14 protein-coding genes are annotated in these 16,615 nt (G+C 35.5%); 10 read left to right on the forward strand and 4 right to left on the reverse strand.

What is annotated here, in order from left to right; genetic code table 11:
- Positions 1–11 precede the first annotated feature (11 nt).
- Positions 12–1,631: a sensor histidine kinase gene (locus tag GS03_RS12350; RefSeq protein WP_168710308.1), complete on the reverse strand. Its 1,620-nt coding sequence runs from the start codon at positions 1,629–1,631 to the stop codon at positions 12–14.
- A gap of 222 nt (positions 1,632–1,853) precedes the next feature.
- Entirely contained in the window at positions 1,854–3,047 is a 1,194-nt protein-coding gene (locus tag GS03_RS12355) for a histidine kinase (protein ID WP_136152848.1), read from the reverse strand.
- Between the two features lie 315 nt (positions 3,048–3,362).
- Here GS03_RS12355 and GS03_RS12360 point away from each other — a divergent pair, with 315 nt between their 5' ends.
- The 6 genes from GS03_RS12360 (at position 3,363) to GS03_RS12385 (ending at position 11,434) form a co-directional block, all read left to right on the forward strand.
- Positions 3,363–3,839 carry a T9SS type A sorting domain-containing protein gene (locus GS03_RS12360; RefSeq protein ID WP_136152849.1) on the forward strand — a complete coding sequence of 159 codons (477 nt, stop codon included), beginning with the start codon at positions 3,363–3,365 and terminating at the stop codon, positions 3,837–3,839.
- A 5-nt stretch (positions 3,840–3,844) separates the two neighbouring features.
- Positions 3,845–6,235 carry a tail fiber domain-containing protein gene (locus GS03_RS13440; protein WP_136152850.1) on the forward strand — a complete coding sequence of 797 codons (2,391 nt, stop codon included), beginning with the start codon at positions 3,845–3,847 and terminating at the stop codon, positions 6,233–6,235.
- 217 nt (positions 6,236–6,452) lie between these two features.
- The gene (locus GS03_RS12370; RefSeq protein ID WP_136152851.1) at positions 6,453–7,292 is read left to right on the forward strand and encodes a L,D-transpeptidase; all 840 of its coding nucleotides are present in this window, start codon (positions 6,453–6,455) and stop codon (positions 7,290–7,292) included.
- Positions 7,293–7,361: 69 nt separating this feature from the next.
- Positions 7,362–8,231 (forward strand): lipoyl synthase, encoded by an 870-nt coding sequence (gene lipA / locus GS03_RS12375; protein WP_136152852.1) that lies wholly within the window; start codon positions 7,362–7,364, stop codon positions 8,229–8,231.
- A gap of 3 nt (positions 8,232–8,234) precedes the next feature.
- A complete protein-coding gene (gene gap / locus GS03_RS12380; protein WP_136152853.1) occupies positions 8,235–9,224 on the forward strand; it encodes a type I glyceraldehyde-3-phosphate dehydrogenase in 990 nt (329 codons plus the stop codon).
- Between the two features lie 41 nt (positions 9,225–9,265).
- The gene (locus GS03_RS12385) at positions 9,266–11,434 is read left to right on the forward strand and encodes an ATP-binding protein (RefSeq protein ID WP_136152854.1); all 2,169 of its coding nucleotides are present in this window, start codon (positions 9,266–9,268) and stop codon (positions 11,432–11,434) included.
- On the opposite strand, the gene GS03_RS12390 is transcribed toward GS03_RS12385, so the two are convergent.
- Together GS03_RS12390 and lpxK are read right to left on the reverse strand one after the other, a co-directional pair.
- On the reverse strand, positions 11,431–12,246 hold the full coding sequence (locus tag GS03_RS12390; RefSeq protein WP_136152855.1) for a purine-nucleoside phosphorylase: 816 nt from the start codon (positions 12,244–12,246) through the stop codon (positions 11,431–11,433). The two genes, GS03_RS12385 and GS03_RS12390, sit on opposite strands and share 4 nt — an antisense overlap.
- On the reverse strand, positions 12,218–13,234 hold the full coding sequence (lpxK, locus tag GS03_RS12395; RefSeq protein ID WP_136152856.1) for a tetraacyldisaccharide 4'-kinase: 1,017 nt from the start codon (positions 13,232–13,234) through the stop codon (positions 12,218–12,220). The genes GS03_RS12390 and lpxK overlap by 29 nt, the downstream gene beginning before the upstream one ends.
- A 59-nt stretch (positions 13,235–13,293) precedes the next feature.
- Here lpxK and GS03_RS12400 point away from each other — a divergent pair, with 59 nt between their 5' ends.
- Genes GS03_RS12400 through GS03_RS12415 form a run of 4 tightly spaced genes read left to right on the forward strand, consistent with a single transcriptional unit; the run spans position 13,294 to position 16,614 of the window.
- Positions 13,294–13,863 carry a hypothetical protein gene (locus GS03_RS12400; RefSeq protein ID WP_136152857.1) on the forward strand — a complete coding sequence of 190 codons (570 nt, stop codon included), beginning with the start codon at positions 13,294–13,296 and terminating at the stop codon, positions 13,861–13,863.
- A gap of 4 nt (positions 13,864–13,867) precedes the next feature.
- Positions 13,868–14,962, forward strand: a complete 1,095-nt coding sequence (locus GS03_RS12405) for a Nif3-like dinuclear metal center hexameric protein (RefSeq protein ID WP_136152858.1) — start codon at positions 13,868–13,870, stop codon at positions 14,960–14,962.
- 3 nt (positions 14,963–14,965) lie between these two features.
- The gene (locus GS03_RS12410) at positions 14,966–15,745 is read left to right on the forward strand and encodes a zinc ribbon domain-containing protein (protein ID WP_136152859.1); all 780 of its coding nucleotides are present in this window, start codon (positions 14,966–14,968) and stop codon (positions 15,743–15,745) included.
- A gap of 32 nt (positions 15,746–15,777) precedes the next feature.
- Positions 15,778–16,614, forward strand: coding sequence for an alpha/beta hydrolase (locus GS03_RS12415; protein WP_136152860.1), 837 nt, complete (start codon positions 15,778–15,780; stop codon positions 16,612–16,614).
- The last annotated feature ends 1 nt before the right edge of the window (position 16,615 follow it).

The raw sequence follows: 16,615 nt of genomic DNA on the forward strand, positions 1-16,615 counted from the left end.
AGCTTAAAAATTTAGTTAATTGGAATTTTAATAATTACTTTGGTTCCCAATGATTGACCCTGATCATCATACTTATCGATAATCTCTATATTTTTTTCTTGAGGATTTTTAGTATTGAGAAGTCGTAACCTGTTTTCAGTGACTTCCATACCGCGCGATTTTACGTTTTTTTTAATCCTATTGGCAGCATTTGCAGCAGCATTTCTACCTACACCATTATCATCTATTTCGCAACTGATATAGCTTTCAAACATTTTGAAAGTGATGATTAATGTTTTAGCACCTTCTTTTTTATTCAATAAGCCATGTAAAATAGCATTTTCAACAAAAGGTTGTATGATGAGCATTGGAACCTCAACGGCATCACTATCTATGGCTTCATCAATTTCTATGGAAAAATTAAAGGCATTATCAAAACGTAAGGATTCCAATTCTAAATAATCTTTCAAAATCTTAATTTCATCAGATAATAATGAAGTTGCTTCAATAGAATTTTCCATAATATTTCTCATTAACCGACTAAATTTTGTAAGGTATTTTAGTGCCGCTTCTTTATGGTTAGTGGCAATTAAATGCTGGATAGAACTTAAGGAATTAAATATAAAATGTGGATTAATTTGAGCTTTTAATGCCTTTGTTTTATTGATATAAGAATCTTCCTGAAATTGCAGTTTTTCTTTTTGTGTTTGTTGCATTTTGTAAGTCAAACCAAATGCAAAAATGATAAATTCCAGAGATACACCCGTAAGCATAATGTAATACTGGTTGTAAAATATATGGGCTAAACCTCCAACCATATAACAAAACGAACCAATAATTATAAATAATGCCAGCTTATCTTTCTTGTTTTTTAGGAGATAAATCATTCCGCAAACTCCAAATAAAACCATCATAAATCGATGAAAAGACATTACATACAGATGTCCTGAGAAAAGGTTTAATAAAATAAAAGTAGCATTCAAAACCACTAGAGTTATCAGTATCAAAACCAGGATTTTTATGGTGAAGTGAAGTTTAGGATAGTCTATGGCAGTTTTTAAATAATGTAGAATAAAACTCAAATAAAATATGTTGATCACTATTTGCAAATTTTGATAGAACCAAAAACTATAAAACAGGTTTTTGTTAAAAAGGAAATCATATATTTTTAGATTATAACCACATAAGTACAGAAAAAAACTTAAAACATATAGTGTGTAAAACAAATACTCTTTTTGTCTAAAGTATACATAAAAGAAAAATGTAAATAAGCACATGATTATACAAACACCGGCAAACAAAAAAGAGGGAACTAATTTTTTGACATTAGTCCAGGTTAATCCTCTATTTATCTCATTTTCCTCGTTTTGTGACTGGTAGGTGAATTTCCATAGTGAAATAGGTTCAAAAGCTTTAACCCTTTTAACTTTAAGGTATAAATACCTATTGTCAATGAGATTGTGTTTATTGAAGTAAGTCCCATGACTGTAAATCATCAATTCTGAGTTTTTAATGCCGTCAAATCTTCCAATCTTGCGTTGGCCTATAGTTGCATTGTTTTGATAATAAAAAGTGGCATACTCAAAATCCTTAAATTTTAAATTATAGGTAGTATCCTTTTCTAATTGGTGCGCCATATTTTTAAAATCCAATTGAATCCAAAAAGTTTGCGAAGGATTTGTCTTTTTCTTAAATGTCTTTGGGTCTTTAAATAGTTTTTTAGTTCGTATTATATCTTGAAATGAAATCGAATCGTGTTCTGAAAGATATATTGAAAAGGGAATAGAATTATTGCTTTTTTGAGCAAAACCGCCAAAGACTGTGAAGCAAAACAACCAGCAAAACACTATTATCCTTTTGTCCTTAAACATGGTTTATTGTAAATTAGGCAGTATTAAGTTAATATTTCCGCCCGTTAATTTACCATTTTTATGGAAAGTAATCTTATTTTCTATCTTATAGTTTTTAAAAGTATTGAGTAATTGTATTTGATTTTGCCATTCCACAATTCGATCTCTATACTCTGGTAAATAGTTACTGTTTTTCGCCGACTTAGGATCATAACTATACGACAAGTTTACAATCACATTTTTTTGGGTTACTTTAAATAGCGTTGAAATCTTTTGATTAGTATGTTGGCAATAGATACCATGCTCAATAATGTTTTCGAATAGCGTTTGAAGAATAAAAGACGGTATCAAAGCATCGGTATTTTTAGCACTTTTATCAAGAGTAATTTCAAATTGAAATTGATCATCATATCGCAATTGCTGCAGTTTTAAATACCAATTAAGCATGGCAATTTCTTCATCGAGTGTAACGGTTTCTTTTTCAATATGTTTTAAATAAAAACGTATCAATTTACTAAAAACTGATAGGTATTCTAAAGCTGATTTTTTGTTTTCAGAAGTAATAAAATACTGAATAGCATTCAAGGCATTAAATACGAAATGTGGATTCATTTGCGTATTTAAGGCTTTTAATTTTAATTCGACAACCTCTTGTTTTATTTTGAGCAACTTGTCTTGTTTTTCCTGAATTAATTTGGATGCTCTAACATTCTCAATTTTAATAGCACATATAGATGCTATGGTGGATAACATTTTTAAATGTTGTTGTGTGAAGAATCCTTTACTTGGATGTTCACAGTCTAAAACGCCATATATCGCACTTTCTGTAGCAATAGGTACGGTGATTTCCGACAACCGTTGCTCGTCATCAACTATGTATCTTTCATCTTTTGAGGTATCATTAATAATTTCGGCCTTACCTGTAACAGCAACTGTACCGGTAATTCCATGTCCTAAATTAATCGTGACCGGATTATAGAGATTTTTATCTTTTGGGCTTTTGGGTCCATAAGCCGCTTTTTGTTCTAACACATTTTGTTGCGTGTTGATGATATAAATAACGCAATCAACAAAACCTAATTTGGCAATACAGTTTTTAGCTAAATCCCATAGCAAATCTTCTTCATTTTCTTTTCCTAAAATGGATTTAGAAAAATAAATCAATACATCTTCAAATTGTTCATTATTGAATGTTTTAGACTTTACTAAATCTGTCATACAATTAATTTTATTTAGATACTATTTAAAATAACACCACTACAAACTAACAAGTAAAGTAATAGTAAAAGCAAACTTATAATGCTTAGAGATTAGATCGTTTTCTCAATTGATGAATGGCTAGTCTTGATTGACGCATCGTTTTTTGGGCATCAATAAACAAGTAATTAAGCTCCTTTTGATCTGATTTAATGAAAAATTACCATTCATCAATTCAGAAGCTAAATCCGTCAATTAGGTGGGTTTTAGAATAAGAACAACAAATACTTTTGGTTCAGAATCACAAACAATAATTAACTACTAAAAAAACATAAAATGAAACACAAAAAAGTAAAATTAGGTGTTTTGCTATTAGGATTTAGTCTTTCAGCACATGCACAACAAGCAGCCACTGCTTCTGGCGGTAATGCTTCTGGTAGCGGAGGAACCGTTGCTTACAGCGTAGGCCAGATAGTTTACACTACCATCACAGGTTCTAATGGGTCGGTAGCTCAAGGTGTACAACAACCTTACGAAATTTCAATAGTATTAGGATTGGAAAACCATGAAGTAAATCTTATACAGGCATACCCTAACCCAACTATTGATTATTTAACACTGAATGTTGGCAACAGCGATCTTTCTTCTTTGAACTTTCAACTGTACGACATAACCGGTAAATTAATTGAAAACAAAAAAATTACAAGTTCCACAGAAACGATCCGCATGGAAAATTTGCCGAGTGCTACCTATTTTTTAAAAGTAACAAACAACAACAAACAAGTAAAAACATTTAAAATCATTAAAAAATAAAAAAGATGAAGAAAATTTATTCAATCATAGCTGGGCTTTTTATAACTGCAAGCGTATTTGCGCAAGCCCCACAAAAAATGAGTTACCAAGCCGTAATTCGCAACAATGGTAACACACTAATAACATCAACAGCGGTTGGAATGAAAATAAGTGTATTGCAAGGTACATCAAATGGTACAGTAGTATATAGCGAAACGCAAACCCCAAACACCAATGCTAACGGTTTAGTAAGTTTAGAAATTGGTAGCGGTACACCACTAACTGGCACATTTGAAGGGATTAATTGGGCAGATGGACCTTATTTTATTAAAACAGAGACTGACCCAACTGGAGGGTCGACCTATACTATTTCAGGTACCAGCGAACTTTTAAGCGTACCTTATGCTTTATTTTCTGCAAATGGAACTCCGGGACCTGCTGGTCCTGCAGGAGCGACAGGTCCTCAAGGTCCAATTGGTTTAACTGGTCCAGCTGGAGCAACAGGGCCTCAAGGACCACAGGGCAACCCTGGAATACTTTTGAGCGGTACTGCTGCTGGAAATACACCTTATTGGGACGGCACTTCGTGGTTAGTAAACAGCAACAATATTTTCAATAATGGTGCTAATATTGGTATAGGTACCACAACTCCTACTTCAAAACTGCATGTGAAAAGTACCACTGGTAACGCGATGAGAGTGGAAGGAACAAGCAATATGTTTGTTGGACTTTATGAAGATGGTGCTTACAGAGGTTATTTGGGTTCTTTTGCGGGTAACAGTACCGATGTTGATTTTGGTACCGGAGCTGGAAATTCAGCCGGTTCACTGCATCTAACAGTTCAGGCAAATCCAGCACTTAGTATTGATCCCAACATGAATGTGGGAATTGGTACAACAACACCTGACAGCAATAGGCTTAAAATTAATATAGCCGATGCTACCACACCTACAGGTTTATCTATCCAGAATGATTACACTGGTGCATCAAACAAATATGGCATCAATTTGAACGTGAATGAAGTAGGCACCGGAACTAAGTATGGCGTATATTCTTTGATGGAAGGCACCGCTGGAGATGCAAGTAATGTTTATGGTTCTTATCTAAACGCTATACCAAACGGCACCGGAAGTGCCTACGGAAATTATAACTACTTGGCACCTCTTGGTACCGGTTCAAGATATGGCACTTATAACTGGGTAGATGCAGCCGCAGCGAGTACATCCACCATTTACGGCAGCCACCAGTTGGTTAACCATAACGGATCTGGAACCACTTACGGATATGCTGCCGATGTGAACAAAGCAGCTGGACAAGCAGGCAATTTGTATGGTCTAAATATTACAGCTGATAATGACGGCACCGGCAATTCATACCTTCTTTATGGTAATTCGGTTGGTAGCACAACAGGCAACGAATACGGAGTATATGTAACTGGTGAAGATATAAATTACTTTAGTAATAAAGTGGGTATTGGAACCAATGCACCATCAACCAAACTAGAAGTAGTAAGCAACAATACCGCCGCATCACAAGGAGTCATACGAGGAGTGTTTACAGGCACCAATACAGAAGCTTATGGTGTACACGGTGTTAATAACAATAGCGCAGATTATGGCACTGGTGTTTGGGGCGATGGCGGAAGTGTTGGAGTTGGTGGACAATCAATCATTGCAGGTCCAGGCGACAGGTATGGTATGTATGCTGCAGGTAATAATGGCAATGATGACAATCACGGAATTTATGCAAGTGGGCAGTATGGAACCAACACATATGGAATTAAGGCATCTGGGCTGTATGGTACCTCTAACAATTACGGAGTTCATGCTACCGGAAGATTTGGGAACAATTCCCATGGGATTTATGCAACTGCACAGTATGGTAGTAATTCCAATTATGGTATTTATGGAATTGCAACTGGTGGCGAAATTGCTTACGGTGTGTATGGTTCTGGAAGTGGAGGCACAACTACCAGTTTTGGTGGTTATTTTAATGGAACTGTTTATACAACTGGTTTATTTATAGCAAGCGATAGAAAACTGAAAACCGACATAGTGCCTTTGAATGGCGCTTTAACGTTAATCAACCGTCTACAACCTTCGGCATACAATTATAACACAAGTGCTTACAAACAAATGAACCTGCCAGAGGGTTTACAATATGGTTTAATTGCCGATGAACTGCAGCAGGTAATACCAAGTGCGGTAAAAAAAACGGTGCAGCCTGCCGAATATGAAAATCATGATTCACAAAACGGTAAAAAGTTAAGCGACGAAGTAGAGTTTAACGCCGTTAATTACACAGCAATTGTTCCTATCCTTATTGCTGCTGTAAAAGAACAGCAACAAGTGATTGAAGGAATGCAACTGCAAATTGACGAATTAAAAAGACTTGTTGGAGAGCTGAACAAAAAGTAAAGGCTAAGTAATGAGTTACTGCCGCAAATGATGGTCTGGTCAGATCGTTGTTTGCGGCAGTTGCTTTTTTGTTTATTTTGGAAAGGATGAACAAAGGTTATGGCTCCACTTGGAGTGAAAACGCTATATGGTCATTTTTAATTTACTTCTTCAAAAGTCATAACAAATAGCACAAATTATGTAACACATTTACCCTGAGAATAAGGAATTTTATACCATGAAAAAGTATATCCTTATCCTTAGTATTTTTATGGTCTTAATTTCGTGTAAACACGAAAAACCTGTGATGCATAAAAAAGCCGCTCCAACTCGAACAAAGCCGAAAGCAGTTGGCTACCATTTTGAAAAAACCAAAAGCTGGCTGGCTACTACAAACGACAGCGCAAAAATTTGGATAGTTCTGGCGGTTAACAGAACTGATAAAGCCAATATTGTCAAGATGGATTCCATTATAGTCCCAAAAGATTTGAGCGGTGATATGGCATATTATTTACCGTTCCCGCTTGAAGTATCCGCGCTTGAGAATGTTAGCAAAATAATCTTCTTTTCGTATGCGACACAGACTTTTGCTACTTATGAATATGGATATTTAATTCGAACCGGACCAACCAATATGGGGCGAAAAGCAGACAAGACTCCAACTGGATTATTTTTTACCAACTGGAAAGCCGAAAAAACTACCAGCACGTTTAATGACGAATGGGATTTAAAATGGAACTTTAATGTCGCCAACAAACTAGGTGTTGGATGGCATCAATATGAGTTACCCGGTTATCCTGCGTCGCATTCGTGCTTACGATTACAGGAAAGAGATGCAAAATACCTTTATGATTGGGCTGATGAATGGGTATTGGTAAACGATCAAACCATTAAACTAAAAGGCACTCCAGTTGTCATTTTCGGTAGTTATAATTTCGATGCCCCGAAACCATGGCATCAATTGGTTAGAAAACCAAAAGCTTTGAATATTTCAGAAGCAACGATTGAAAAAGAAGTGCAGCCTTTTCTATCCAAAATACTATCAGAACAGAAAAAAAGAGAGAATTCCAAACAATAAAAAATCCAAACTTTCTTAACTAGATTCTAACATTTACCTTTGTATCTTTGTATCGCAAAAAAATGATAAATGGAATCAGTTATTGATACTAATTTACCGGTTGGTAAGCCAAAATGGCTAAAGGTAAAGTTGCCTATTGGTCAAAAATACTCCGAACTTCGTGGTCTGGTTGATAAATACAAACTCAACACTATCTGTGCTTCCGGCAGTTGCCCAAATATGGGCGAATGTTGGGGTGAAGGCACAGCAACCTTTATGATTTTAGGAAATATCTGCACGCGTTCGTGTGGTTTTTGTGGCGTAAAAACCGGTCGTCCGGAAACGGTAGATTGGGATGAACCCGAAAAAGTAGCGCGTTCTATCAAAATTATGAAAATAAAACACGCCGTGATTACCAGCGTTGACCGTGATGATTTAAAAGATATGGGTTCTATCATTTGGTTAGAAACCGTTCAGGCGATTCGCCGAATGAATCCGGAAACGACTTTAGAAACATTGATACCGGATTTTCAGGGTGTAGAAAGAATCATTGACCGAATTGTAGAAGCCAATCCTGAAGTAGTATCGCACAATGTAGAAACCGTGCGTCGTTTAACGCGTGAAGTTCGTATTCAGGCGAAATATGACAGAAGTTTGGCGGTTTTAAAATACCTGAAAAATCAGGGAATCCGCAGAACCAAATCAGGTATCATGCTTGGTCTTGGTGAAACTGAAGAAGAAGTGATACAAACCATGCGCGATTTGCGTGACCAAAATGTTGACATAGTTACCATTGGTCAATATTTACAACCGAGCAAAAAACATTTGCCGGTAAAAGAATTCATCACTCCGGAACAATTCGAGAAATACGAAAAACTGGGCAAGGAAATGGGATTCCGTCATGTAGAAAGTGGTCCGTTAGTGCGTTCTTCTTATCACGCTGAAAAACATATTCTTTAATACTTGAAAACAAAAATTGCCATCAACGGTTTTGGACGCATTGGAAGAAATCTTTTCCGATTGCTCCTCAATCATCCTTCGATTGAAGTAGTTACTATCAATGACATTGCCGACAATAAAACCATGGCACATTTGATAAAATACGACAGTATTCATGGTGTTTTGCCTTATGAAGTTTCCTTTAATGACAAATCGATAATCGTAGATGGAAAGCCCTATTTGTTTTTTCACGAAAAGGAAATCTCAAATCTTAACTGGAATAACATTGACTTCGTTATCGAAAGCACTGGTAAATACAATAAGTTTGAAGACATCAACAAGCATATTTTGGCCGGAGCCAAAAAAGTAATTCTCTCTGCACCTTCTGAAGTTCCTGAAATTAAAACTGTAGTTCTTGGTGTCAACGAAAATATATTGGACGGAAGCGAGAACATAGTTTCAAATGCAAGTTGCACGACCAACAACGCCGCACCAATGATTAAAATCATTGACGAACTTTGTGGCATTGAGCAGGCGTATATTACAACGGTGCATTCCTATACAACAGATCAAAGCTTACACGATCAACCACATAAAGATTTGCGTCGGGCTCGTGGTGCCAGCCAAAGCATTGTACCAACAACAACTGGTGCGGCGAAAGCATTGACCAAAATTTTCCCTGAGATGGAAGGGAAAATTGGTGGAAGCGGAATTCGTGTTCCGGTTCCTGATGGTTCTTTAACCGATATCACCTGTTATGTAAAAAAAGAAGTCAACATTGAAGAAATAAATACTGCCTTTAAAAAAGCATCGCAAACTTCTCTAAAAGGAATTTTGGATTATACCGAAGACCCAATAGTTTCGGTAGATATTATCGGCAACAAAAACTCTTGTCTTTTTGACGCACAACTAACTTCTGTTATAGGCAAAATGGTGAAAGTTGTTGGTTGGTATGATAACGAAATTGGTTATTCTTCCCGAATAATTGATTTAATACTGTTGTTAAAAAAATAATTTCGCTACTTTTAGCATTATAATTTTTATTGATTTCACTAATGAAATGGATTTGGATTTTCATATTTATTCCTATTGTCGTTTTTGGGCAAAAAGTATCAATAAAAAAAGTTGACAGTACTGCCTATTATATTCAGTTGGCTAACTTTAATAAAAAAACAAACAACTATAAATCTTCACTAGCTTTTTCTCAGAAAGCCTACAATTACGCGAAACTTAACAATGATACAAAAGGAAAAGCTGATGCATTATTTTCATTGGGCTCAACCTATTTTGAGTTAAAAAAGTGGAATGATGCTTTAGAATCTTATACAAAAAGTGCCGATTTATACAATCAGCTTATACCATCAACAGATTATGCCTTTTGTTACTACAACATTGGTCTTTGTTATATGGGACTAGAGGAATTTGACAAAGCTGAAGACAATTTCGACAAATCAAAATCCATTTATGATGCCCTAAAAATCGATGCTTCACCTTTTATGAATCTGCAAAAAGGTATTTTATATAAAAATAATGGTCAGACCAAATTGGCATCAAAGCTGTTTAATGAAATCATTTCAAAAGACGACACAAAAGATGTTTTCAAAACCAAAGCCGAAGCACTTTACCAACTGGGAACGATTGAGCAAAATTTAGAGCATTACAATTTGAGTGTAAACTATCTCAATAGAGCATTATTGTTAAGTACAAAAGAGAAAAACTTAGACCAAAAAGTGAAAATTTTGTTGGATTTGAGTAAGTCATATGAAAAACTGCTTGACTTAAAAAAATCGCATACTTATCTAAAAGCGCATTTGGAATTAAAAGACAGTCTTTCGCATTTGTATAATAAAAAATTAAATGCCGATGACTATGTAAGTTTCAAGGAAAGTGAGCGGATGAAAGCCATTGATCAGATGACAAAAGAAAATGAAACACAACAGAAAACGAATAAATTTGCCAAACTTATTAGCATTTTGGCTATTGCGCTGATTACGATTTTGTCGCTTTTGAGTTTGTCTTTATATAAAAACAACATCATTAGAACGCAATCCAACAATATATTAAAAGAGAAAAATTTCGAATTACAAATTGCAAAAGACAATGCCGAAAAAGCTTCAAAAGCAAGAGCTGAATTTTTATCAACCGTAAGCCACGAACTCCGAACGCCGCTAAATGCCATTAACGGAATAACCCATTTACTGATTGAAGATAATCCTAAAGAGAATCAAATACACTACTTAAATTCGTTGAAGTTTTCAGGAAATTATCTGTTGACATTCATCAATGAAATTCTGGAAATTAACCGAATCGAATCGAATAATATCGAAATTGAGTACATCAATTTTAGTATCAAACAATTGTTGCTCGATATTCAAAATTCAATGCTGGAAATTGCATCTAAAAACAATAATAAATTCATACTGGAAATTGACCAGGACGTTCCCGAAATGCTGCTTGGCGACACAACAAAGTTGTCTCAAATATTTATTAACTTAATTAATAACGCGCTGAAGTTTACCAAAAATGGTGAAGTGAAAGTGATTGCCAAAGTAATCGAAACCGGAGAAGATTACTCCAGAATAAATTTCGCAATTAGCGATACGGGAATTGGTATTCCTGAAGACAAGCAGGAAACCATTTTTGAAAGTTTTTCGCAAGGTTCTATCGAAATCAATAGAAAGTATGGCGGAACAGGTTTGGGCTTAACCATCGTAAAAAAACTGGTCGACTTATTAGGCGGAGACATTAATTTAACCAGCGAAGTTGGTGTCGGAACTACTTTTGATTTCGAATTAAATCTGCAACACGGCACTCACGAAATTGTAGTTGAAAAAGACAAAGTTTATTCGGATGACATATTAATTGGCAAAAAGATTTTGGTGGTGGAAGACAATAAAATCAACCAAATGGTAACCAAAAAAATGCTGGAGAAAAAAGGGATTATATGTCAAATTATCGACAATGGTGAAGAAGCCGTTGAAGTGCTCAGCAAAGAAAATGATTTTGATCTAGTTTTGATGGATGTTCATTTGCCAGGCATAAACGGTACAATTGCCACACAAAAAATTCGGGAATATGACACCAAAAAGCCTATAATTGCGTTAACAGCGATTTCCCTGAATGAAAACAGAGAAATGCTGATGTCTTTTGGCATGACCGATGTAATCACCAAACCTTTTGAACCCGAAAATTTCTATAAAATTATTGCTGCGAATTTGGCTTAGAATTGTATAATTAATTCCTTAATTAACTTTCTAACATGTGGTTCTGCTTTTGCGGCAGCTTTTAGAACTTCGTCATGGCTTACTTCTTCCATAGCGGATTCAACATCGCCCATATCGGTAATTACAGATAGCCCAAAGCATTCGATTCCCATATGTCGGGCAACAATAACTTCAGGAACAGTCGACATTCCAACACAATCGGCACCAAGAATTTTTACCATTTGATATTCTGCAAAAGTTTCAAATGTTGGGCCTTGTAAACCAAGATAAACACCATCAAACACTGTAATATTATTTTCAACAGCTATCGCTTTTGCTTTTTTAATCATAGCTTTATTGTAAGCCTCATTCATGTTCAAAAACCGAGGTCCAAAACGCTCGTCATTTTTTCCACGTAACGGGTGTTCCGGGAAAAAATTAATATGATCTTTGATTACCACTACCGAACCTACTTCATAATCAGAATTTACGCCACCCGAAGCATTGGAAACTACCAATTTGGTAACACCAAGATATTTCATCACACGCACAGGAAACGTTACCTGCTTCATATCATAGCCTTCATAAAAATGAAACCGTCCTTGCATCGCCATAACTTTTTTATCGCCGATAGTTCCGAAAACAAGTGCGCCTTTGTGGCCTTGAACAGTTGACACCGGGAAATTTGGAATTTCGTTATAAGGCAATGTAAACTCGATATTAATATCATCAGTAAAGCTTCCTAATCCGGAACCCAAAATAACACCGTATTCCGGAGTGAAATTGGTTTTCTCTTTTATATAATTAACGGTTTCCTGTACAAGTTCCCACATAGTTTAAAATGATTTGGTCAAAAGTTTCCTGATTACTCACAAATTTACTTTTGATTGGTAAATAATATAATTGTGCTTTTAAAATTTTAGCCTTCAAACGTACAAAATCTTTTTCAGTTGTGATGATGATTTTATCAACGGCTCTACTTTTAATGGATAAAATTTCGCTTTCGCTAAAATGATGATGATCCGGAAATGTCATAATTTCATCAGTATCAGCTTTTAAAAAATCGAAAAACGGTTTTGGTTTGGCAATTCCGGCAAGTAAAATTTTTTCTGTTAATTTTAAATCGCTAACCGCTAAACTTTCGGTGTCATTATATACTTTATCATCATAATCAATGGTACTGAAAAAAACAGGTAAGCTAACTCCAAGTTTCTTTTTGATACTTTCCTGCTCAGTTTCCGTAATGTTCGGCGGACATTTGGTTACTATAATTACGTTAGCTCTTTTGGCTCCGTTTCTGCTTTCGCGAAGGTTTCCTGTTGGTAATATAAAATCATCGCTAAACAAATCGCCATAAGCCGTCAAAAGAATATAAAATCCTGCTTTCACTTTGCGATGCTGAAAGGCATCATCCAGCAAAATAATTTCGGGCTTTGTTTTACTTAACAATTGTTCAATTCCGCTTCGTCTGTCAGCATCAACCGCAACCTGAATAGTTGGAAATTTTTTAAAATACTGAAAAGGTTCATCTCCCAAAATTTCAGCAGTTGAAGAAGCATCAGCCAAAACAAAACCTTCCGATTTTCTTTTATAACCACGACTTAAGGTTGCTACTTTATAATTTGGTGAAAGCAATCGGATTAAATACTCAATCTGCGGTGTTTTTCCTGTACCGCCAACGCTCAAATTTCCCACAGCAATAACAGGAATATCGAACGAATACGATTTTAGTATACCTTTATCAAAAAGATAATTTCTTAAAGAAGTGATAAAACCATACAATATGGCAAAAGGAAAGAGTAATTTTCGCAGCAAAATCATACTACGAAAGTAACGATTTTTTATATTTGAATGAAAATTATTCCAGTTGCAGTAAACAAATGAAACATTATTACTTAAAAATACTCTTGGTATTTCTGCTTATTTCTCCTGTAGCTTTGGCACAGGAAACCGACAATGCTGCCATTTTGAAAATAATTTTTTCCAAATACTATAAAGAAGAAAAAGTAATTGCAAAAGGCAGATTACAATTGCTGAGTTTTTATTGCAAAAAAGCACCGAATAATGAAGAAGTTCTTGAAGTAATTTCAAAAAGCGATTTCCTCAAAAAGAATGCTGCCGAAATCAAAAAACAAATCATCATCGGCATTGATGAAGATTGGTCTGCTGCTTACAATATTTTGTTTGACAATCAGAATCAGTACCTGAAAAGTAAAGTAAATAACTGTTTATCTTTGGAAGAATTTCAAGCTGTCTATGCCCAACACGGTGAAAACAACCAACGTTTGATGATTATCAGTAAACCTATATATTTTGGTGGTGGCAATAACGCTTTAGTAAAAGTCGCATTCTACCGAAGCATTGAACACAACAGCGGCAGCTATTTATTGCTCGAAAAAGTAAATGGTATTTGGACGATTAAAGACTATTTAAATAAGTGGGCGACATAACAATATGAAGATAAAAGAATTACTTTCAGTCCTAGAAGAAATGGCGCCTTTGGCTTATGCCGAAGATTTTGACAACGTCGGTTTGCTCGTTGGCGATGCGAATGCCGAAGCTACCGGAATCTTAGTTTGTCACGATGCATTAGAAAGTGTTATTGACGAAGCTATTGCCAAAAAGTGCAACCTGGTTGTGTGCTTCCATCCTATTATTTTTTCAGGTTTGAAAAAAATTACCGGGAAGAATTATGTGGAACGTTCTGTGCTGAAAGCGATTAAAAATGACATTGCTATTTATTCAGTTCACACGGCTTTAGACAATCATAAAAACGGAGTGAACAAAATTTTCTCTGATGCCTTAGGTTTGATTAACACCAAAATTTTAGTTCCGAAACAAAACTTCATCCAAAAATTGGTTACGTATACCATTCCCGAAAACGTAGAAGAATTACGCAACGCCTTGTTTGAAGCCGGTGCCGGAAAGATTGGCAACTACGAAGATTGCAGTTTCAATTCGAAAGGTATTGGAACCTATATGGGAAATGAAGACAGTAATCCCGAAATTGGTCAACGCTTCGAATTTGTAGAAAACGAAGAAATCAAAATTGAAGTGACTTTTGAAAAACACCTGCAATCCAAAATCTTAAAAGCGCTTTTCAAAAACCATGTTTATGAAGAAGTGGCTTATGAGATTTACGACTTGCAAAATGTACATCAGAATATTGGACTCGGAATGATAGGCGAACTCGAAAAACCAATGAGCGAAACCGAGTTTTTAAACTTCGTAAAAGACAAAATGCAGTGCGGCGGAATTCGTCACAGTGCTTTGCTTGGAAAATCCATTCAGAAGGTTGCTGTGCTTGGTGGTTCGGGAAGTTTTGCAATAAGCAATGCCAAACAAGCTGGTGCTGATGTTTTTTTAACTTCCGATTTGAAGTATCACAATTTCTACGAAGCTGAAAATCAATTAATTTTAGCAGATATTGGCCACTTTGAAAGTGAAAGATTTACAAAAAATTATATTGTTGATTTTCTTAAGAAAAAAATCCCTAATTTTGCAGTCAATTTTTCGGAAGAAAATACAAATCCTGTTAAGTACTTATAAAATATGGCGACTACAAAAGAACTAAATGTTGAAGACAAATTAAGAGCTATTTATGACCTTCAAATCATAGATTCAAGAATTGATGAAATCAGAAATGTAAGAGGCGAATTGCCTTTGGAAGTGGAAGATTTAGAAGATGAAGTTACTGGTTTAAGCACTCGTTTAGATAAATTGAAAAGTGATTTGGTTACGATTGAAGAGCAAATCAAAAACAAGAAAAATGCTATCGACGATCATCAGGCAGCAATAAAAAAATACACGGCACAACAAAAAGAAGTTCGTAACAACAGAGAATTCAACTCTTTAACCAAAGAAGTAGAATTCCAGGAATTAGAAATTCAATTGGCCGAAAAACAAATCAAAGAATTGAAAGCTTCTATCGAACACAAAAAAGAAGTAATCGCAAATTCTAAAGAAAAATTAGACCAAAAAACGACGCATCTAAAACATAAAAAAGCGGAACTGAGCGATATTATGGCAGAAACTCAAAAAGAAGAAGCCTTCTTAATCGAAAAATCTGCTGAATATGAGGCATTAATCGAAGAAAGATTATTGGCAGCTTACAAAAGAATCCGTTCTAGCGTACGTAATGGTTTAGCTGTTGTATCTATTGAGCGTGGCGCTTCTGCCGGTTCATTCTTTACAATTCCACCACAAACACAAGTGGAAATCGCTGCAAGAAAGAAAATCATCACTGATGAGCACTCAGGAAGAATCTTAGTAGATGCTTCTCTAGCAGAAGAAGAAAGAGAGAAAATGCAAAAATTATTTGCTCACCTATAATATTTTAATCCCGATACTCTCGGGATTTTTTTATGAAGAAAATTCAATACTACATCCTCACAAAATCCATTGGGTTATATCTCAACGCTTTGAGCTACGTCAATTTGGAAGAAGCTAAGAGCAAAGCCTACCGACTTTTTAGCCAACCCAGAAAAGGCAGAATCAAAAAAGAAAAATTGCCAAAAACGTTGCAGAATGTAACCTATGAAACCTTTGCATACCAAACCGAAAAATTTCAAACCTATATTTGGCATGGAAATGAAGAAATAATTCTATTGGTTCACGGTTGGGAAAGCAATGCTTCACGCTGGAAAAAACTATTGAATCATCTGAAACCTTTAGGGAAAACCATTATTGCCATTGATGGTCCGGCGCACGGATTAAGTGATGGCACCGAATTCAACGCACCCAAATATGCCGAATACATCAATGTATTAACCCAAAAATACCAACCTAAAATTGTCATCGGGCATTCCGTTGGTGGTGCGGCGATTTCTTTTTATCTGAACAAATACAAAAACCCCACAATCGAAAAAGTAATACTACTTGGTGCGCCTTCCGATTTTAAAATTTTGAGCGATAATTTTGTAAAACTGCTGAGTTTAAACGATAAAATTAAAGCCAAATTAGAGGATTATTATTTTCAAAAATTCAACATTCCTCTTGATGATTTTGCCGGGCATAAATTTGCCGAAAACTTTACCCAAAAAGCATTCATCGCCCACGATACCGAAGATAATGTCGTGCTTATCGACGAAGGCCGCAAATATGCAAACGCATGGAAAGACGCCATATATATCGAAACTACTGGTTTGGGACACAGCATGCATGACGCCGATTTGTATCAAAAAATAATCGATTTTATTTAGG

The organism is Flavobacterium sangjuense (genome assembly GCF_004797125.1).
GTDB lineage: Bacteria > Bacteroidota > Bacteroidia > Flavobacteriales > Flavobacteriaceae > Flavobacterium > Flavobacterium sangjuense.